16 protein-coding genes and 1 pseudogene are annotated in these 17841 nt (G+C 72.0%); 4 read left to right on the top strand and 13 right to left on the bottom strand.

Going from position 1 to position 17841, the window contains the following annotated elements; all coding sequences use genetic code 11:
* Nucleotides 1-111 precede the first annotated feature (111 nt).
* Together ABH937_RS17160 and ABH937_RS17155 are read left to right on the top strand one after the other, a co-directional pair.
* Complete coding sequence (locus ABH937_RS17160) at nucleotides 112-1272, top strand: SPFH domain-containing protein (protein ID WP_280691065.1); 1161 nt, start codon at nucleotides 112-114, stop codon at nucleotides 1270-1272.
* Nucleotides 1273-1286: 14 nt separating this feature from the next.
* Complete coding sequence (locus tag ABH937_RS17155) at nucleotides 1287-2168, top strand: C40 family peptidase (protein WP_370218686.1); 882 nt, start codon at nucleotides 1287-1289, stop codon at nucleotides 2166-2168.
* A gap of 75 nt (nucleotides 2169-2243) precedes the next feature.
* Here ABH937_RS17155 and ABH937_RS17150 read toward each other — a convergent pair whose 3' ends face one another.
* Nucleotides 2244-3203, bottom strand: coding sequence for an aldo/keto reductase (locus ABH937_RS17150; protein WP_370218685.1), 960 nt, complete (start codon nucleotides 3201-3203; stop codon nucleotides 2244-2246).
* Between the two features lie 135 nt (nucleotides 3204-3338).
* On the opposite strand from ABH937_RS17150, the gene ABH937_RS17145 reads away from it, so the two are divergent.
* Entirely contained in the window at nucleotides 3339-3536 is a 198-nt protein-coding gene (locus ABH937_RS17145) for a hypothetical protein (protein WP_280691062.1), read from the top strand.
* 39 nt (nucleotides 3537-3575) lie between these two features.
* On the opposite strand, the gene ABH937_RS17140 is transcribed toward ABH937_RS17145, so the two are convergent.
* The 8 genes and pseudogenes from ABH937_RS17140 to ABH937_RS17105 all read right to left on the bottom strand — a co-directional run bounded on the left by ABH937_RS17140 (nucleotide 3576) and on the right by ABH937_RS17105 (nucleotide 13574).
* A complete protein-coding gene (locus ABH937_RS17140) occupies nucleotides 3576-4511 on the bottom strand; it encodes an endo alpha-1,4 polygalactosaminidase (protein WP_370145947.1) in 936 nt (311 codons plus the stop codon).
* Nucleotides 4508-5260, bottom strand: coding sequence for a spherulation-specific family 4 protein (locus ABH937_RS17135; RefSeq protein WP_370218684.1), 753 nt, complete (start codon nucleotides 5258-5260; stop codon nucleotides 4508-4510). Before ABH937_RS17135 ends, ABH937_RS17140 begins: the two co-directional genes overlap by 4 nt.
* Nucleotides 5257-6198, bottom strand: a complete 942-nt coding sequence (locus ABH937_RS17130) for an NAD-dependent epimerase/dehydratase family protein (protein WP_370218682.1) — start codon at nucleotides 6196-6198, stop codon at nucleotides 5257-5259. The genes ABH937_RS17135 and ABH937_RS17130 overlap by 4 nt, the downstream gene beginning before the upstream one ends.
* A 119-nt stretch (nucleotides 6199-6317) precedes the next feature.
* Nucleotides 6318-7022 (bottom strand): annotated as a pseudogene (locus ABH937_RS17125) (NDP-sugar synthase); the annotation flags it as partial.
* Between the two features lie 56 nt (nucleotides 7023-7078).
* Nucleotides 7079-8071 (bottom strand): SDR family NAD(P)-dependent oxidoreductase, encoded by a 993-nt coding sequence (locus ABH937_RS17120; RefSeq protein ID WP_280691058.1) that lies wholly within the window; start codon nucleotides 8069-8071, stop codon nucleotides 7079-7081.
* Nucleotides 8072-8212: 141 nt separating this feature from the next.
* Complete coding sequence (locus tag ABH937_RS17115) at nucleotides 8213-9718, bottom strand: hypothetical protein (RefSeq protein WP_370218681.1); 1506 nt, start codon at nucleotides 9716-9718, stop codon at nucleotides 8213-8215.
* Complete coding sequence (gene pelF, locus ABH937_RS17110) at nucleotides 9715-11163, bottom strand: GT4 family glycosyltransferase PelF (RefSeq protein WP_280691056.1); 1449 nt, start codon at nucleotides 11161-11163, stop codon at nucleotides 9715-9717. Before pelF ends, ABH937_RS17115 begins: the two co-directional genes overlap by 4 nt.
* A 173-nt stretch (nucleotides 11164-11336) precedes the next feature.
* On the bottom strand, nucleotides 11337-13574 hold the full coding sequence (locus tag ABH937_RS17105) for a hypothetical protein (protein ID WP_370218680.1): 2238 nt from the start codon (nucleotides 13572-13574) through the stop codon (nucleotides 11337-11339).
* 384 nt (nucleotides 13575-13958) lie between these two features.
* On the opposite strand from ABH937_RS17105, the gene ABH937_RS17100 reads away from it, so the two are divergent.
* Nucleotides 13959-14912, top strand: a complete 954-nt coding sequence (locus ABH937_RS17100) for a tyrosine-protein phosphatase (RefSeq protein ID WP_370218679.1) — start codon at nucleotides 13959-13961, stop codon at nucleotides 14910-14912.
* Nucleotides 14913-14927: 15 nt separating this feature from the next.
* On the opposite strand, the gene ABH937_RS17095 is transcribed toward ABH937_RS17100, so the two are convergent.
* From ABH937_RS17095 to ABH937_RS17080, 4 genes are all read right to left on the bottom strand, one after another.
* Nucleotides 14928-15875 (bottom strand): RNA polymerase sigma factor SigF, encoded by a 948-nt coding sequence (locus ABH937_RS17095; RefSeq protein WP_280691044.1) that lies wholly within the window; start codon nucleotides 15873-15875, stop codon nucleotides 14928-14930.
* 172 nt (nucleotides 15876-16047) lie between these two features.
* On the bottom strand, nucleotides 16048-16983 hold the full coding sequence (locus ABH937_RS17090) for an RNA polymerase sigma factor SigF (RefSeq protein ID WP_370145945.1): 936 nt from the start codon (nucleotides 16981-16983) through the stop codon (nucleotides 16048-16050).
* Between the two features lie 224 nt (nucleotides 16984-17207).
* Nucleotides 17208-17501, bottom strand: coding sequence for a Dabb family protein (locus ABH937_RS17085; protein ID WP_280691043.1), 294 nt, complete (start codon nucleotides 17499-17501; stop codon nucleotides 17208-17210).
* A 72-nt stretch (nucleotides 17502-17573) separates the two neighbouring features.
* Nucleotides 17574-17738: a hypothetical protein gene (locus ABH937_RS17080; RefSeq protein WP_280691041.1), complete on the bottom strand. Its 165-nt coding sequence runs from the start codon at nucleotides 17736-17738 to the stop codon at nucleotides 17574-17576.
* Between the last annotated feature and the right edge of the window lie 103 nt (nucleotides 17739-17841).

Genomic DNA, 17841 nt, shown 5'->3' with positions numbered 1-17841 from the left:
TCGGGCCCGACGCCACCTCGGTGAACCGACACACCATCAGCCAAATGTCGCATTTGCTGACTTATGTCCTTAACCTGACTGCGCGTAACAAACCGACTCTGAGGATCCCGCATGGACGTCCCCCGCGATTTCCCCCGCGATCTCGCCCGCCGCTCCCTCGCCGGCGCGACCCCGCTCCCGAAGGGGTCGATCGGCACCGGTCCCGGTCCCGATCCCGTCGCGCTCCTGGCCCCGGCTGCTCATCCACAACGTGTGGACACCCGTGCCGAGGTCGCCGCCCGCCGCCCCCCGAAGGTGGACCCGGAACTGCGTGAGCGGGCGGCGTTCGCGCTCCCCGGATGGGTGGCCCTGCTCGCGCTGCTGCTCTCGTTCGGCTCGGTCGGCCTGGTGCTGGCCCGGGTCGGGCTGATCCCGCAGCTCGCCGACCCACTGCCCGACCTGCGCGGCAGCGCTGCCCGGCTGGCGGGTGGGCCGGTGGTGACCGGGTGGGCACTGGCGGCGGCGACCGTGGGCGCGCTGGTCGGCCTGGTCGTGCTGGCAGGGCTGCTGGCCAACGCGGGCGGTGAGACCCGGGTGCTCAGCCGCTGGGGGCGCTACCGGGGGACGGTGCGTCGGGCGGGGCTGCTCTGGGTGAACCCGCTGGTGCGCCGGCGCCGGGTGGACGTCCGGCTGCGGCACTGGCGCAGCGACCCGGTCCAGGTCACCGACCGGTCCGGGACGCCGATCGTGGTCCGGTTGCTGGTGGTCTGGCGGATCAAGGACAGCGCCCGCGCGGTCTTCTCGGTGGGCGACCACGAGGAGTACCTGCGCGAGCAGATCCACGCCGTGCTGACCCGCACCGCGAGCACCCTGCCCTGCGACAGCAACGCGGCCCCGGGCCCCGCGCTGCGCGACGGGCAGTGGTTCGCCGACGAGTTGACCCGCGCGTTGGCGGCCGAGGCGGCTCCGGCCGGGCTGGAGGTGTTCTCCGTGCAGCCGCTGGCGCTGGAGTACGCGCCGGAGGTGGCCGAGTCGATGCGCCGCCGCCGGCTGGCCGACCTGGACGCGGGGCTGCGCACGGTGCTGGTGGACGACGCGGTGGAGGCCGCCGCGCTCGCGGTGCGCCGGCTGGAGCGGGCCACCACCCACGAGCTGGACCAGGCCGCCCGCAGCGCACTGATGGAGCAGCTGCTGGTCGCCTTCGTCGCACCCGCCGGGGTGCCGAGCGCGCTGCCGGGCACCGTCCCGGCACCTGCCGCCGGGCATTCCGTTGGGCGCGCCGCGAAGAAGTAGGAAGGGAACCGCACATGAAGATAGCCACCGACCCCGCCCTGATCGGATTCGAGGAGTGGCACGGCGAGTCACCGGTGCCGCAGGCGTGCAGGTGCCCGCACTGTGTGGCCCGGGCCGGTTCGCGGGCCTGGCCGGCTACTCGGCCCGGCCGAATACCGCGGCTCAACCGCACGGTCCGGGGCGCCTGCCTGGCCACCACCGTCCTCGCGGGGGCCGGCGTGCTGGGCCTGGGCCTCGATGCCGGGACCGCCGCCGCCGAGTCGGCCCCGAGCGGCCCGGGCTGGGACGGTTCGCGCTACTGGTTCAAGAACGAGTCGGGGGAGTGGCGCTACACCAGCCACTACGACGTCTATCTGAGCCGGACCACTGCCACCACCAGCAGCACCAGCACCACCAGCGAGAACGGCATCCAGCAGGGCTGGGACGGCTCGCGCTACTGGTTCAAGAACGCGGCGGGCGAGTGGCGGTACACCAGCCACTACGACGTCTACCTCAGCCGCATCGGCGCCCCGTCCCCCGCCGCCCCCACCAGCAGCAGCACCGAGCCGGCCATCGCCTTCGCGCTCGCGCAGCTCGGCAAGCCCTACGTCTGGGGCGGCAACGGGCCCAGCGGCTACGACTGCTCGGGCCTGGTGCAGCAGGCGTACCGCCGGGCTGGGATCGACCTGCCCCGGGTGGCGGACGACCAGTACGCGGCCACCACGCCGATCAGCGCGGACCAGCTGCGCCGCGGCGACCTGCTCTTCTGGTCGGACAGCGGCCGCGCCTCCGGCATCCACCACGTGGCCATCTACCTGGGCGACGACCAGTACGTCGAGGCCCCGCGCCCGGGTCGCGGCGTCCGCATCTCGACGCTCAACGCCGGCTACTTCCCGACTCAGCTGGGGCGGCCCTAGCCCCTGTCAGCTCCTCGCAGGCCCCGCGTCGATCCCTGTCCACAGGCTGTGGACAGGGATCGACGCGCTCCGCCGTCACGCCGAGGCGGCGTCCAGCAGTGCCAGCTCCTCGCCGGTGAGCCGCAGCGTGGTGGCGGCCAGCAGCGGGGCGAGTTGCTCGACGGTGCGGGCGCTGGCGATGGGGGCGGTGACCGTGGGCTGGGCGATCAGCCAGGCGAGCGCCACGGCGGCGGGTTCGACCTGTTGGGCGGCGGCGACGGTGTCCAGCGCGGCGAGCACCCGCGGGCCGCGCGGGTCGGCCAGGTGGCGGAGCGCGCCTTCCGCGCGGCGGCTGTCCACCTGCGGGCCGTCCACCCGGTACTTGCCGGTGAGGAAGCCGGCGGCGAGCGCGTAGTAGGGGACGGCGGCCAGCCCGTGCTCGGCCACCACGGCGGCCAGCTCGCCCTCGTAGGTGGCGCGCGAGACCAGGTTGTAGTGCGGCTGCAGGGCGACGTACTTGGCCAGGCCCTCGCGGTCGGAGAAGTCGAGCGACTCGGTCAGCCGTTCGGCGCTGATGTTGGAGGCGGCGATCTCGCGGACCTTGCCCTCCTTCACCAGCTCGTCCAGCGCGCCGATGATCTCGGCCACCGGGACCTCGGGGTCGTCGAAGTGGGTGTAGAGCAGATCGATCGTCTCGATGCCGAGCCGGCGCAGCGAGGCCTCGGTGGCGGTGCGGATGTTCGCTGCGCGCAGGCCCATGGCCTGCGGGTGCCGGCTGATCTTGGTGGCCACCACGATCCGGTCGCGGTTGCCGCGCGAGCGCAGCCAGTTGCCCAGGACGGTCTCCGACTCGCCGCCCTGGTGGCCCGGGACCCAGGCGGAGTAGCTGTCGGCGGTGTCGACGAAGTTGCCACCGGCGGCGGCGTAGGCGTCCAGGACCGCGAACGACTGGGCCTCGTCGGCGGTCCAGCCGAAGACGTTGCCGCCGAGCGCGAACGGGTGGACGGAGAGTTGGGAGGGGCCGAGGGGGACGCGGGCGACGTCGGTGGTGGTCATGGTGTGAACAACCAGCGCCGTCCGATGGCCATTCCGGGGCGAGGGGTGAGCGGTCGGGCCATCTCTCGCTCTTTTGGATCAGCCGCTCACCCCGGGCTGTCCCGGGCAGGCCCGGATTGGTTAGAGTCCCATGCCATGGCTGAGAACAACTATGAAGACCCCGCCGGCAGCACCCAGATGTTCCGGGCCTTTGTGGAGACGCCGGCGGCCCAGGCCCCGAGCAACGTCTCCGTTCACCGCAGCAACGGCGGCGGCCGCGGCGGCCTGATCGCGGTCGTGGCGATCGTCGCGGTCGTCGTGGTGGTCGCGGTGGTCTGGCTCGCCGCGAGCTGACCGCTGGTCAGGACAGGCCGACCCGGGCGCGGGTCGTGATCAGCACGGCTCGCGCCAGGCGTCCAGGTTCAGGTGCTTCTCCATCGAGCTGAGCTGGAGCTGCTTGGACTGCGCGCAGTACTGGCTGTTCGGCACGTTGTACTCGACGTGCAGCACCGCCTTGCCCTCCTTGATGAAGGGCGTCAACCCGTTGCACTCCTGGAACTCGGCGCACTGCTCGTCGACCGAGAAGTCGAAGTAGTCGACCAGCTGCGGGACCTGGTTCACGTCGTTCTTCAGGGCCACGCCGAGGCCGCGCTGGTGGGCCAATCCGGCGATCATCTTGTTGAAGGCGAGTTGGTCGTCGGCGGTGACCGGGAAGCCGGAGTTGTTGGAGTAGGCCTCCAGCAGGTCGGGCTCGACCGCGTCGAAGCCCTTCTCCTTGCACATGTCGAAGCGCTTGGCCAGCAGCGGCTCCAGCACGTTGAGCTGCCGGATGTCGAACCACTTCTCGCCCTTCCAACCGTCGGCCGAGCCGAGCGCCGAGCCCGGGAAGGCCGAGGCGTCGGGGCGGAAGCTCTCCCAGGCGCCGACGTTGAGGTAGCAGATCACCTTGCGGCCCTTGGCATGCAGCGCGGCGACCACCGAGGCGTCGTTCTCGAAGCCGTCGATGTCGTAGACCGGGACGTCGACGGACTGGTCGACGGTGCCGCTGAGTTGCCACTGCCAGGCGGTGCCCGGCGCGGGGTGCCAGTAGGCCGGGGCCGCACCGCTCGGCGACCCGGACGCCGCCCCCGACCCGGACGCGGATGGGCTCGCAGGCCGGCTCGGCGGCGCGGAACTCGGCTGTCCGGTCGCCGAGTTCGCCGCGCTGCCGGTCGGGATCGGCTCGGGCGAGTCCGAGTCGTCGCCGCCCCCGTCGCTGGAGCAGGCGCTCGCCAGCAGCGCGGTGGTCAGGCTCAGGGCGGCCAGCAGGGCAGCGGTACGACGGCTCACTGCGGACACTCCAGATGCCTCGGATCCGGTGGTGGCGGGGCAGGGTTTCCCACGGTGTCCGACGGTACGTCAGTTGTGCCCAGCCCGTGCGGCGAGGTGGCCCAGGGGTTGTCGCCGCCCCCGGGTACCGCGCAGCCGAAGCCGGCCCGGCGGGAGGTGATCAGCGCGGCCGCCGCCTCGGCCCGCTCGGCCGGGACCTGGTAGACCAGGTGGCAGAACCGCTCGGCCGGATGATGAGCCGTCCAGAGTGGCAGCACCAAGGCGCCGTACTCGGTCCAGCTGCCCTCGAAGGTGACCAGCAGATCACCGAACTCCGGCTCCGCGTACGACGGTTCAGGATGCAGACCGTGGCCGAGCACGACCAGGTCGCAGCCGGCCGCGCGGGCCGCGGTGGCCAGCCGGCGGTAGTGCGCGAGGGCCGCCGGGTGGGCCGCGACCTGGTCGAAGTAGACCCCGGTGGTGCCGTACCACTGACGGTGGTTCAGCAGCTCGGCGATCACGCAGGCGTGCGGGCGCCGGCCGTAGCCGGTGTCCACGTAGCCGAGCAACGGGATGCCGGCCTTGGCCAGTTCGGCCGCGGCCTGCACGAAGACCGGTTCCGGCTCCGCGCCGGGGCCGTCGGCGATGTTGAGCACGACCGCCCGCACCCGCTCGGGGCCGGCGGCCGCGACCGCCTGCCAGGCCGCCGGGTCCACCGCGGGGTGGACGTACAGCGGCACCAGCAGGCGGATCGGGGAGGTGCTGGTCATCGGGTGCCGGCCGCCTGTGGGCCGGCACTCGACGCGGTGTTCGGTGGGCCGCTCGCCGCGCTGCTCACGCTGGTCCAGAGGTCGCGCAGGCTCTGGTCCAGCGCGATCCGGGGCCGCCAGCCGAGCGAGAGCTCGGCCGCCGAGATGTCCCCCTGGTGCCAGGAGACGTCGGCCGAGCGGTCCGAGCCGGTCCCGGTCTCCTCGATCCGGCCGGTGAAACCGGCCGCCGCCGCCAGTCCCTCGGCGATCGCCCGGACGGGCTGGGCGCGCCCCCCGGCGACGTTGAGGATCCGCGGCAGCGGTGCGGCGGCCAGCGCGGCGGCGACCACCGCCGCGCCGACGTCGCGGGCGTCCACGAAGTCGCGGTAGGCGGACAGGTCGCCGACCGTCACCACCCCGCCGGGGCGGGCGGCCAGTTCGGCGGCCAGCCGCCCCGGCAGTGAGGCGGCCGAGGCGCCGGGGCCGACCGGGTTGAAGACCCGCAGCGAGACCGCGTCCAGTGCGGACTCGGCCACCGCCAGGGTCCCGGCCAGCTTGGTCGCCCCGTAGATGCCGGTCGGGCGCGGCAGGTCCCGTTCGCTCAGCGAGCTGCCGGGATCGGCCGGGCCGTACTCGCCGGCCGACCCGAGGTGGATCAACCGTGCCTTGGGGCAGGCGAGTTCGAGCGCCTCGACGAGTACGGCCGGGCCCCGGGCGTTGACCTCGCTCTGGTGCCGGGCGCTGCCGGCCACCGCTCCGGCGCAGTTGACCACCAGCTCCGGTGCCAGCCGCCCCAGGCCGACGGCCAGCGACTCGACCTGACAGTTCGTCAGATCGACCTGCAGGTCGTGGGCCGCGCGCCGACCAGCGGTCGCCAGTTCGGCTCCCGGCAGTTCCCGCAGGGCGGTGGCGACGTGCCGGCCCAGGAAGCCGTCCGCGCCGAGCAGCAGGATCCTCACGCGGCCCGCCCGTCTGCCGCGCCGACCGGGGTGGGTTCGTCCAGTTCCAGCTCGACGGCCTCCTCGACCTGGGCGCCGGTCCGGCTGAGCTCGTTCAGCGCGCGCTCGGTGCGGTCGTCCCGCAGCAGCATCGAACGGCGGCCGGCGAACTCGGCGTTGGCCCGGTCGTAGTCGTCGGGACGGCCGATGTCCAGCCAGTAGCCGTCGAACTCGTAGGCGGCCGGCGGGGTGTCGGCGCCCAGCAGGTCCAGGACCAACTCGTCGAACCCGAGCGGAAGTCCGGGGGTGTAGCCGGCCAGGGCCGCCCTCGAGACGCCGTAGACGCCCATCGAGACGCGGTAGTCCATGCTCGGCTTCTCGCGGAAGGCGGTGATGCTGCCCGCCACGGCGGTCAGCACCCCGAAGTCGATCTTGACCTCGCGGGCATAGGTCGCGATGGTCAGCGGCGCCCCGGAACCCTCGTGGTGCTTCAGCACCCCGGCGAAATCCAGGTCGGTGAGGATGTCGCCGTTCATCACCAGGAAGTTCTCGGGCAGCCGGTCGAGCATGGTCAGCAGCGGGCCCATGGTGCCCAGTGGCGTGTCCTCGACGGCGTAGCCGACCCGCAGCCCCCACTGCGAACCGTTGCCGACGTAGGCGCGGATGATGTGGCCGAGGTGCCCGATGGCGAGCGTGACGGTCTTGAAGCCGGCGGCGGACAGCTGGCGCATCACGATCTCCAGGATCGCGTGCTGGTCGCCGATCGGAACCAGCGGCTTGGGCAGGGCGGTGGTGTAGGGCCGGAGCCGAACGCCTTTGCCCCCGGCCAGGATCACTGCGTGCATGGTGGTCTCCCCCACGATGAGGTGGACGTGCTCAGACGAAGTTGACGTGGACGGGCTCAGACGTTGTACAGGTCGGTCTTGTAGCGGGCCAGGTTGGCCGGGTCGCGGAAGAAGGCGATGGTCTTCTCCAGGCCCGCCTCCAGCGAGTACGCGGGCGCCCAGCCGGTGGCCGCGCGCAGCCGGCCGGCGTCGCAGACCAGCCGCATCACCTCGGAGCCGGCCGGGCGCAGCCGCTGGCTGTCCTCCTTCACCGTCAGCTCGACCTCCATCAGCTTGCCGACCAGGGTGACCAGGTCGCCGACCGAGATCTCGCCGCCGGTACCGGCGTTGAAGGTGCGGCCGACCACGGTCGCGGCCGGCGCGGTGCCCACCGTGTGGAAGGCCGCGGCGGTGTCCTTGACGAACATGAAGTCCCGGGTGGGTCGCAGGTCGCCCAGGGTGATCTCGCGGGCCCCGGCGGCGATCTGCGCGATCACGGTCGGGATCACCGCGCGCATCGACTGGCGCGGGCCGAAGGTGTTGAACGGCCGCAGGGTGACCACCTGGGTGTCGAAGCTGGCGTGGTAGGAGTCCGCCAGCCGGTCCCCGCCCGCCTTGGAGGCCGAGTACGGGGACTGGGTGTTGATCGGGTGGTCCTCGGTGATCGGGACGGTCTGCGCGGTGCCGTAGGTCTCGCTGGTGGAGGTGTGCACCAGCCGCGGGATGTCCTGGTGGCGCACCGCCTCCAGCACGTTGAGGGTGCCGCTGACATTGGTGTCGATGTAGGAGTGCGGTGCCTGGTAGGAGTACGGGATGGCGATCAGCGCCGCCAGGTGGTACACCGCCTCCGCGCCCTTGACCAGGCCGTTCACCGAACCGGGGTCGCGGACGTCGCCGAGCACGATCTCCACCGAGTCGAGCGTGTGCGCGTCCAGCGTCTCCAGCCAGCCGAACGAGGAGAAGGAGTTGTACTGGACCATGGCTCGTACCCGGTGCCCGTGGGCGACCAGATGCTCGGTCAGGTGGGAGCCGATGAAACCTTCGGCTCCGGTGACTGCGACAGTGCTCATGTCAGTGAACTGCCTTCGCTGTGTGGTGTGGTGACAGACCATCAGTGTGGAGGTCCGGAGTGCGTCGCGGCGCCATACTGGAGATTTCCCAGCGCTTGTTCAGCGGTTGTTCAGCAATGGTGAAAGTTGTACGCCGGTCTTTCAGCGGTGCCGGGTGGTGCGCCCGAGGACGACCACGGCCAGCGGTACCAGCAGTGCGGCGGCTGCTCCGCAGCCGTACAACTGGACGCTGCTCGGGTCGCCGCCGGTCAGGGCGGCGGTGATCTCGAACCCGGCCGCCGCGAGACAGAGGCCCGAGGTTCGCCAGGCGACCGACAGGGCCTGCAGCAGCAGCGCCGTCCACAAGGTGGCGGCGAGCAGCAGCAGCGCGGTCAGCCGGGTCGGACCGATCAACGGGGCCCGTGCCCACACGGCGGTGGCCGCGTAGTCCAGTGCGGTGACCGCGAGCAGGTAGCCGAGCAGGCAGCCGGCCAGCGCCAGGGCGGTGCGGCGGCGGAAGTCGGCCGAGCTGGTGCTGCTGCGCAGCGCCCGGGTGGCCAGGCTCCGGTAGCGGTAGAGCAGCCATTCGGCCAGGCCCAGACTCAGCGTGAGCGCGACCAGGGCGGGCCCGGTGGCGCCCGCGCCGGGTACGGCGGGCGCGGTGGGGCGCACCGCGTGGTGCAGGGCCGGACCGAGCCCGGCGATCATGGTCAGGGTGCCGACGGCCAGGCCGAAGAGCCCGGACGCGGTGGTCGCGGACCAACTCGGCCCGCTGGCCCGGGCTCCGCCGCCGCTGAGGCGACGGCCCAGCTGCCAGGCCGCGAGGCCCACCGCGGCGACCAGGGTGGCCAGCAGGATCGCCGCCTTGGCCCAGGCGGGCAGCCGCACCGCCAGCACCAGCGCGGCACCGGTGGCGGACGGCGCCAGCGCCGCGAGCAGCAGCTTCTCCTGGCCGAGCACCAGCAGCGCGGTGGCCGCACCCAGGTAGAGCGACTGCCCGATGATGAAGAGCAGCGCGGCCAGCGGACCGCCCAGGAGCCAGCCGGTGCCCGCGGCCAGCAGCGCGCCGAGCGGTGCGCCCAGCGCCAGCGTGCGGGCCGCCGAGCGGCGGTCGGCCAGGCTCAGCCAGCCGTACGCGCGGTGCGCGAGCGCCTGGTTGAAGGCCCAGCTGAGCAGGGTCGCGGCGGCCAGCGCGGCCATCCCCGAGGGCAGGCCGAAGCGCTGCCGGTGGGCGCTGAACAGGTCGGCGCCGAGCAGGTAGGCGAGCCCGGGCAGCGCGAAGACCAGCCCGCGCAGCAGGCAGCGCCACGGGTCGGCCCGCCAGGGATCGGCGTCGGCCGGGGCCGGCCCCGGGTAGCGGCGGGCGACCTTGGCGAACAGGTCCTCGGCCAGCGTGAAGGCGTCCGCCCGCCCGTAGACCAGCGCGGCCTGCTCGTCGGTCAGGCCGTCCGACTCCAGGAACGCCGCGATCTCGTAGGGGTGGACCGCGTCCGCGCACAACTCGGCGAGCCGGTCGGCGAGTTCGTCCAGCGGGTCGGGCGAGAGCTCGGGGTGGGCGGCGGCCGGCACCGGCCGCTGGCGGCGGCGCGGCAGGGTGCGCAGCCGCATCGTCTCCTCGGCCCACCCCGGCGTGCCCTCGTCCGGGACGAGCCTGAGCGGCCCGCTCATGCGGCGCCCTCGGCGGCGAGCAGTCTGGTCGACTCCGGCCGCTGTCCGAGCAATTCGGCGTAGATGCCGCGGAAGGCGTCGATCGTCTGGCGCAGGGTGAACTGTTCGACCACCCGGATCCGGGCGCCCGCGCCCATCACGGCCCGGCGCTCGGGGTCGCGCAGCAGCTCCAGGGCGGCCCGCGCCATCGGCTCCGGCTCGCGCGGCGGCACCACCAGACCGGTGTCGCCCACCGCCTCGCGCACCCCGCCGACATCGGTCGACACGGTCGCCCGCCCGGAACTCATCGCCTCGATCAGGGTGAACGGGAAGCCCTCGCTGATGCTGCTGAGCATCACGATGCTGCCGGCCGCGTACGCGTCCTTGATGTCCTCGACCCGGCCCTCGAAGGCCACCGAGTCGGCCAGCCCCAGCTCGGCGGCGAGCGCGATGCAGCCGTCCCGGTAGCCCTCGGCGCCCCGCGCGGTGCCGCCGAACAGGCGCAGCCTGGCGTCGGGCAACTCGGCCTTGACGATCGCGAAAGCCCGGATCAGCGTCTCCAGGTCCTTGATCGGGTCGACCCGGCCCGCCCAACTCATGGTCGGCAGCTCGGGCTCGGGCCCGGCGGCCGGGAAGAGCTCGGGGTCCACCCCGTTGTAGACGGTGCGGATGTTGGCCGAGGGCGTGCCCCCGCGCTCCTCCCAGCGCCGGTTGTACCGGTTGCCGGGGGTGACCAGCGCCGCCCGCGCGTAGCTCTCCTCGGCGAGCATCCGGTAGAAGCCGAGCAGCAGCGCCTTGACCGGCCAGCGGTACGGTCCGGTCCGGTAGCCGAGGTAACGTTCCCTCAGGTAGATGCCGTGCTCGGTGAGCAGGAACGGCACGTTGTGCTGCTGGGCCGCGATCAGCCCGGGCAGTGCGGCCAGGCCTCCGCTGACCGCGTGGGTCACTCCGTCGCTGGGCGCCTCGACGACCAGCGGGCGCAGCGCGTGCTCCAGCAGGTCGGTGGCGTGCAGCGCGTCGTGCAGGGTGGGTTCGGCGGCGGCGGTGGGCAGGTAGGGGCGGGTCCAGACCTCCTGGAGGGTGCGCAGCGCCGCTTCGCCGCGCAGTGCCGGACCGAGCAGGCCGCGCCGGGCGAAGTCGGCGAAGCCGTACAGCTCGGTGCCGAAGTGCGTGGCGTAGACCGGGTCCAGGACGGAGTGCAGGAAGCGCTCGTAAGCGTCCAGGAAACGGCGCAGCTCGCGGCCGCGCGGCGGCTTGCCGGGTGCGGCCGGGCCCCAGAGCGGGGCGGTGGTGACCTTGCGGACCCAGCCGGGCAGTTGCCAGGCGAGTTCCTCGTTGCCGGTGCCGGTCACCGCGATGACGTCGAACTCGACGTCGGGCATGCCCTGGACGAGCTGGTCGCACCAGACGCTGACGCCGCCGTGCGCGTGCGGGTACGTCCCCTCGGTGAGCAAGGTGACACGCATCTTGCTTCCCTTCCCCCCAAATCGGTTGCGCCCGCTGGCGATCGGGCGCGCTGCGGCAGCTCCGGGCCGCGCGGGGTCGCCGCGCGGCCCGGACCGGTCGCGTCCTGGTGCTCGTTGGTGCTGGCGGTGCTGTGCTGTCGTGCGGCTGGTGCCCGAGTTGCCTCTGGCCGGCGCTACTTCTGGTCGCCGGTCGGCACCAGCGAGCCGGCCCTGGTCCGCTGGGTGTCACCGGGGCCGACGGCGACCGGCTTGGCGGCGCCGGCCGGGACGGTGGTCCTCGGTGCCTTGACGACCTTCTTCGCGGCGCCCGCGGCCGCGTTGACCGTGCTCGACGAGGCCTTGGCCGCGCTCGGCGTGGCCGCCGACGCGAGCCGCAGGTTCACCGTGCCCTGGAACGGACCGGGAGCCACCCAGCCGGACAGCTCACCGGCGTAGCCGGTGCCGAACTGCGAGCCGCCCAGCAGGAACTGCTGGATGGTGCCGGTCGGCATGGTGGCCTCGACCCGTACGCCCGACGGCGCCTGCACGGTGACCGTGCCGCCGATCCGGTAGCCGGTCACCTGACCGGCCGCGACCGCCGCGTTCCAGGCGGAGCGCTGCTGCAGCTCGGTGCCGATCTGGCTCTCCCGCAGGTTCACGATCGGGGTGTTGGCCGCGTACAGGTTCTTGTAGGTGCCGAGGATCGAGTCGAGCACCGGGTAGGCGATCTGGTCCTCGGCGAAGTTGGACTGGTGGATGAAGTTCGGCCGCGGATCGTTGTCCAGCACGTAGCCGAGGTCGATCCTGGTCTGCGTCGGCACGATGTACGAGGCGTAGCCGGTGCTAGTGTTCAGCGGCGCGGGCAGGCAGGTGGAGTTGGCCGAGCTCTCGCAGATCCCGCTGCCGCCCTGGGCCTTGCTGGTGTAGATCCAGTTGTACTCGTCCACCTCCTCGTTGGTGTGACCCGCGTTGTAGAAGACGTTCATCGGGTAGCGCGGGACGGTCAGCGTGCTGCTGCCCACCGCGCGCTGGTTCGGCTCCCGGGAGGCGTCCGAGCCGGTCCACTTGATCCCCTCGGCGGTCAGCGCGGGCGCCAGGTTCGGGTTGTCGACCGGCTGCTGGGGCAGCGTCAGCAGGCCCGAGTGCTCACCGGTGATCAGCTCGGTCGGGTCGATCGGCAGGCCCTGCTGCCCGGCCCAGGTGAGGTTCTGCTGGATCTCGCTCTGGATGGTGGCCTGGTCGACCCACGCGGTGTTGCCACCGGCGTCCGTCGTGCACTGCCACGGCACCACGGTGACGTTCTGCACGCAGCCGAGGAACGGGTGGTCCCAGGTGTGGTTGATGAACCGGAACGAGCCGGCGTCGGCCTTGAAGGCGGTCAGCAGCGGGTCGGTGGTGGTGTTGTTGTCGGACTCCCAGTCGCCGCTGCCGCCGCCGTTGAAGGCGAAGTCGAGGGTGAAGCCGTTGGCCTTCTCCCACTGCGCCAGCGTGTTGACGTCGGCCGGCGTCATCCGGATCGGGTTGTTGTCGGTGTTGCCGCTGCCCGGCGGGCAGGTGACGTCACCGGGGGTGCACTTGAGCGTGGTGTCCCAGCGGTCGTCGGAGAGGAACAGGTCGTCCACGTGGACCGCGAAGTAGTTGCGGTCGTAGCCGAGGTGGATGCCCTGGGTCAGCCAGTCCACGAAGCCGCGGGCGAGCAGGCGGTACTGCTGCTGGTACTGGTTGTAGACGAAGGTGACCACCAACTCCTTGCGGCTGTCGTGGTCGTACTCGCCGACCAGCGAACCGCGCGAGCCGCTGCCCGGGATCGGGGCGTCCACCAGCGGCGTGAAGGAGGCGCCGGCCGGCAGCGTGGTCAGCGGGGTGGCCAGGTAGCCGTAGCTGGTGCTGACACCCGGTTCGGGCTGCTCGAACGGGACGCTGCCGTTGAGGTAGTCGAACGGCCCGGCCAGGCCGGCGGTGGTGACCGCGCCCCGGGTGCCGTCCAGCGAGCCGATGTAGCCGGGGTTCTGCGCCCAGTTCAGGCCGACGCCGGGACTGGCGTAGGTGTACGCGTCGATCTGCCGGATCCCGAACGTCGCCTCGTAGGCGGCGAGCGCGGTCATCTCGGCGGAGCCGGTGCCGAAGGGGTTCTCGTTGGGCAGCACGACGCCCTGGAACTTGGCCCGGGGGGCGCCGTTCAGGGTGTCGCTGAGGAAGGCGGGGGTGATCGTCGGCCGGTTCGGGTCCGACAGCTTCACCACGGTGTACGGAGTTCCCTCACTGGCCAGTTCGGCGGTGATCGCGGCGGTGGCGGGGCCGCCGTCGTCCACCACGAGCACGGTGAGGTCGATACGGTTCTGGACCGCCGCGAAGGCGGTCGAGGTCTGCAGTCCGGCAGCCAGCAGTCCGGCAGCCGCGCAGGCGGCAGCACGACGGGTCGCTCGACCCATGGTCGGTGTTCCTCCCCTGAAAAAGGACGGACTGCCCCCGCATCCGCCCTTTGATGTTCCTGCTCATCCCCCGCGTCGCACGGTCCGCCGTGCGAGGCACTGCGGACCATCGTGGGGCAGAACTGCCTGCTTTTTGGGCCGAATGAGTGAGAGTGCAGCGAATCTGTCATAGACGTTCACTCGTGAGTCATGTTCGGCACCTAGTAGTCGTTAAGGCGCCCTTAAGGGAACAGAAATCGGTCGGATCATGACAACTTTCGCTTTATGAACGTGTCTCGCATGTCGAAACATGTCGTACACGGTCGCTGGACCGGGTGCGGCCGAGCCGCCGCCGCTTCGTACCCTGGTCGGACCGAACGATCGTGAGCTGACCTGGAGGCCCCAGTGACCGAGCAGTCCGAGGCACCCACCGTGGCGACCACTGCGGCGCCCACCGCGGCCGCCGCCGAGGAGCTGGCCGCCCGCAGCCTGGGCCTGGCGGGCGCGGTCAACGCCCGCGACCTCGGCGGCTACCGGACCGCCGACGGGCGGGTGCTGCGCACCGGCGTGGCGCTGCGCAGCGACGGCCTGCACCGGCTGACCGAGCCCGACCTGGCGGTCTTCGCCACCCTCGGGGTGCGCCATGTGGTCGACCTGCGCAGCCTGGACGAGGTGCGCGAGGCCGGCCCCGACCGGGTGCCCGGGCTGCCGGTGGCCGACATCTCGGCCGTGGAGCTGTCCGACCGGCCGTTGCGGGTCAGCGCCGCAGGACCGGACGGGATCACCCTGCACCACCTGCCGGTCTTCGCCGCCGACTACGACATCTACGTGGCGCTGCGCGACGCGCTGGCCGAACGCGACCCGGCCAGGCAGCACGCGCTGCTCGGTGAGGGCCGGGCCGGGCAGATCATGATGGGCCTCTACCGCTGGTTCGTCACCGACCCGCTCGCCCGCGACCGGTTCGCCACCGTGCTGCGCCTGCTGGCGAGCTCCGACGGGCCGCCGGTGCTCTTCCACTGCACCGCGGGCAAGGACCGCACCGGCTGGACCGCCGCGCTGCTGCTCACCGCGCTCGGGGTGGACCGGACCACGGTCTACGAGGACTACCTGCTCACCAACGTGCGCTCCGCCGCGATCATCGAGCACATCGTGGACAGCTTCGGCACCCGCGGCCTGATGGAGGACCCGTCGCTGCTGCTGCCGCTGTTCCGTGCCGACCGCGACTACCTGGCTGCCGCCTTCGCCGAGGTCGAGGCCGGCTGGGGCAGCTTCGCGGCGTTCTGGCAGGACGGCCTTGGCCTGGACGACGCGGTGCTGACCGGCCTGCGCAAGAACCTGCTGGGTGACGCCGGACGCTGATGGGGGCCGGGCGGGTCACCCCTCGCTGGTCAGGCCCTCCCGCAGCTGGGTGAGGGTCCTGGTCAGCAGCCGCGAGACGTGCATCTGCGAGATGCCGATCTCCTCGCCGATCTGCGACTGGGTCAGGTTGCCGAAGAACCGCAGCATGATGATCCGCCGCTCCCGGGGCGGCAGCTTGGCCAGCAGCGGCTTGAGCGACTCGCGGTACTCCACGCCCTCCAGCGCCAGGTCCTCGTAGCCCAGCCGCTCGGCCAGCGGCCCGTCGCCGTCCTCCTCGCCGGGAGTCGAGTCCAGCGAAGTGGCGGTGTAGGCGTTGCCGACGGCCAGGCCCTCGACCACGTCCTCCTCGCTGACCCCGAGGCAGGTGGCCAGCTCCGCCACGGTGGGGGAGCGGTCGAGGCGCTGGGCGAGCTCGTCGCCCGCCTTGGTCAGCGCCAGACGCAGCTCCTGCAGTCGTCTGGGCACCCGGACCGACCAACTGGTGTCCCGGAAGAAGCGTTTGATCTCGCCGACCACGGTGGGCATCGCGAAGGTGGGGAACTCCACCCCGCGATCCGGGTCGAACCGGTCGATCGCCTTGATCAGGCCGATGGTGCCGACCTGGACGATGTCCTCCATCGGCTCGTTGCGGCTGCGGAACCGGGCCGAGGCGTAGCGCACCAGCGGCAGGTTCAGCTCGATCAGGGTGTCCCTGACGTAGGTGTGCTCGGCGCTGCCGGCCTCCAGCGTGGCCAGCCGGCGGAAGAGCGAGCGGGAGAGGGTGCGGGTGTCCAGGCCGGGTGCCGACGTCGGCTGCGGGACGGGCTGCTCGGCGACGGGCTGCCCCGGGACGGCCGGCTGGGCGACGCTCGGCTGCGGGCCGACCGGCGCCGCCGCGGCCTGGACGGCCACCGACTGCTGCGGAGCGTGCTCGGCCACCGCCGTACCACCGTGGATCTCTGCGCTGCCCAGCTCTGCGGACATGCACCCACCCCCTCGTGACTGGTCCAACGGGAGCCCCCGCTCGACGGTTCCCCGGTGCGCGCCGAGTGATCGGCGTCCCCCAACCGGTTGCTTACCGGAACCGCGAGCGCGGCAAACCCGAACATCGCGAGTTGTCACGCGGCGGTAACGCGCAGCGATGTCCTCTCGCGGTTCACTCGTCCCAGCTGTTGCCGGTGCGAAGCCTGGTGAGGATGCGCGTCAGGAGACGGGAGACGTGCATCTGTGACATGCCCAGCTCGTTGGAGATCTGGGACTGCGTCAGGTTGGCGAAGAAGCGGAGCATGACGATCCGGCGCTCCCGCTCGGGCAGTTGCACCAGCAGATGGCGCACCATGTCGCGGTGCTCCACGTCGGTCAGCGCCGAGTCCTCGTAGCCCAGCCGGTCGAGCAGGGCCAGGCCGCCCTCGTGCTCCTGGGCGGCCTCCAGCGAGGCGGCGTTGTAGGCGCGTCCGGCGTCCAGGCAGGCCCGCACGTCCTCCTCGGGGATCCGCAGGTTGGCGGCGATCTCCGGGACCTTGGGGGTGCGGCCGTGAGTGACCGTCAACTCCTCCATCGCGCCGCTCACCTGGACCCACAGCTCCTGCAGCCGGCGCGGGACGTGCATGGTGCGCACGTTGTCGCGGAAGTAGCGCTTGATCTCGCCCAGGATGGTGGGCAGCGCGTAGGTCGGGAACTGCACGCCACGGCTGGGGTCGAACCGGTCGATCGCGTTGATCAAGCCGATGGTGCCGACCTGGACCACGTCCTCCATCGGCTCGTTGCGGCTGCGGAAGCGGGTGGCGGCGTAGCGGACCAGCGGGATGTTGACCTCGATCAGGGCGGCCCTGACCTGCTCGCGCTCGGGTGCCTCGGCGGGCAGCTCGGCGAGGCGCTCGAAGAGCACCCGGGTGAGGGTGCGCACGTCGATCGGGCCGGGGGCGCCGAAGTCCACGGCGGCCTCGGGCCGCGGGGCGGGGTTCGGGGTGGCACTGGGGCTGGTGCTCGGCGCGGCGTCCGGTTCGGCGTCCGGGTCCGGGTCCGGCTCGGAGTCGGGCCCCGCGCCGGGGCCGCCCGTGCCGGTATCCGGCGTGTCGTCCTGGATCCGCACGGACGCGTCACCCTCCCTCGGTTCACCACCTTGTCCTGCCCGGCAAAATCGGTCATAGCATCACAAGCTGGACGCCATCCGTTCAAGTACCGGTCAGAGGCGTGTTGCTGACCTGACGTCAACAAGACGACGACCCCCCGCCTGCGATCAGGGCTCGTCTCGAGCCGTCGCGGTGCGGGGGGCCGTTGGATCGTGCGAATACGATCGAATTGCTCGGGAGCGGATCAGACCACGAAGTCGGCGACCACCAGGGTGGCGATCTCGCGCCACAGCTGTGCGGCCGCAACATGCGCCGGATGGGTGGCGTAGGCCTGCAGCGCGTCCTGGTCGGCGACCAGGCTGTTGATCGCGAAGTCGTAGGCGACCTCGCGCGGGCTGATGTTGAAGCCGTGCTGCCACTCCAGCAGCTCGGGGACCTGCTGGTCGAGCCCCTCGAACGCCTTGGCGGCGGCGAGCGCGCGCTCGTCGTCCTTCGCGATGCCTTCGTTGAGCTTGAACAGGACCAGGTGGCGGATCACGGGTGCTCCTTGCGGGGCCGAGGGTGGACCCCGACAAAGTAACCCGGGTGGCCCCGCCGCCGAGCCCCGGTCCTATTTGATGAGACCGGTCATGAACGCTCCGACCGACTTGGCCGCGTCCGAGATCCCGACGAAGCCCGACTGGACCAGCTCCGCAGCGCGCGCCGGCGAGTGGATGATCGTGTACGCCACGAAGATCAGCAGTAGGTACATGCCGATCCGTCTTGCCTGTGCCATCGGAACCGCCCGCCTCCGCCTGTCCGCTCCCAGCCCCGTGCCCGCGCCCGAGATGCTCGCGAGGCCCAGCGTGCAGCTTATCCACCAGATGGCCGAATCAGGT

It is taken from the genome of Kitasatospora sp. GAS1066B (genome assembly GCF_041262605.1).
GTDB lineage: Bacteria > Actinomycetota > Actinomycetes > Streptomycetales > Streptomycetaceae > Kitasatospora.
Note: the sequence above shows the minus strand (reverse complement) of the source record. Positions and strands in the feature narration are given on the sequence as shown.

What these genes read in the sequence shown, in the direction of transcription:
- ABH937_RS17115 (WP_370218681.1), bottom strand. Translation starts at nt 9,718, where the DNA reads ATGAGCGGGCCGCTCAGGCTCGTCCCGGACGAGGGCACGCCGGGGTGG.
- ABH937_RS17135 (WP_370218684.1), bottom strand. Translation starts at nt 5,260, where the DNA reads ATGACCAGCACCTCCCCGATCCGCCTGCTGGTGCCGCTGTACGTCCAC.
- ABH937_RS17145 (WP_280691062.1), top strand. Translation starts at nt 3,339, where the DNA reads ATGGCTGAGAACAACTATGAAGACCCCGCCGGCAGCACCCAGATGTTC.
- ABH937_RS17080 (WP_280691041.1), bottom strand. Translation starts at nt 17,738, where the DNA reads ATGGCACAGGCAAGACGGATCGGCATGTACCTACTGCTGATCTTCGTG.
- ABH937_RS17095 (WP_280691044.1), bottom strand. Translation starts at nt 15,875, where the DNA reads ATGTCCGCAGAGCTGGGCAGCGCAGAGATCCACGGTGGTACGGCGGTG.
- pelF (WP_280691056.1), bottom strand. Translation starts at nt 11,163, where the DNA reads ATGCGTGTCACCTTGCTCACCGAGGGGACGTACCCGCACGCGCACGGC.
- ABH937_RS17150 (WP_370218685.1), bottom strand. Translation starts at nt 3,203, where the DNA reads ATGACCACCACCGACGTCGCCCGCGTCCCCCTCGGCCCCTCCCAACTC.
- ABH937_RS17105 (WP_370218680.1), bottom strand. Translation starts at nt 13,574, where the DNA reads ATGGGTCGAGCGACCCGTCGTGCTGCCGCCTGCGCGGCTGCCGGACTG.
- ABH937_RS17160 (WP_280691065.1), top strand. Translation starts at nt 112, where the DNA reads ATGGACGTCCCCCGCGATTTCCCCCGCGATCTCGCCCGCCGCTCCCTC.
- ABH937_RS17155 (WP_370218686.1), top strand. Translation starts at nt 1,287, where the DNA reads ATGAAGATAGCCACCGACCCCGCCCTGATCGGATTCGAGGAGTGGCAC.
- ABH937_RS17120 (WP_280691058.1), bottom strand. Translation starts at nt 8,071, where the DNA reads ATGAGCACTGTCGCAGTCACCGGAGCCGAAGGTTTCATCGGCTCCCAC.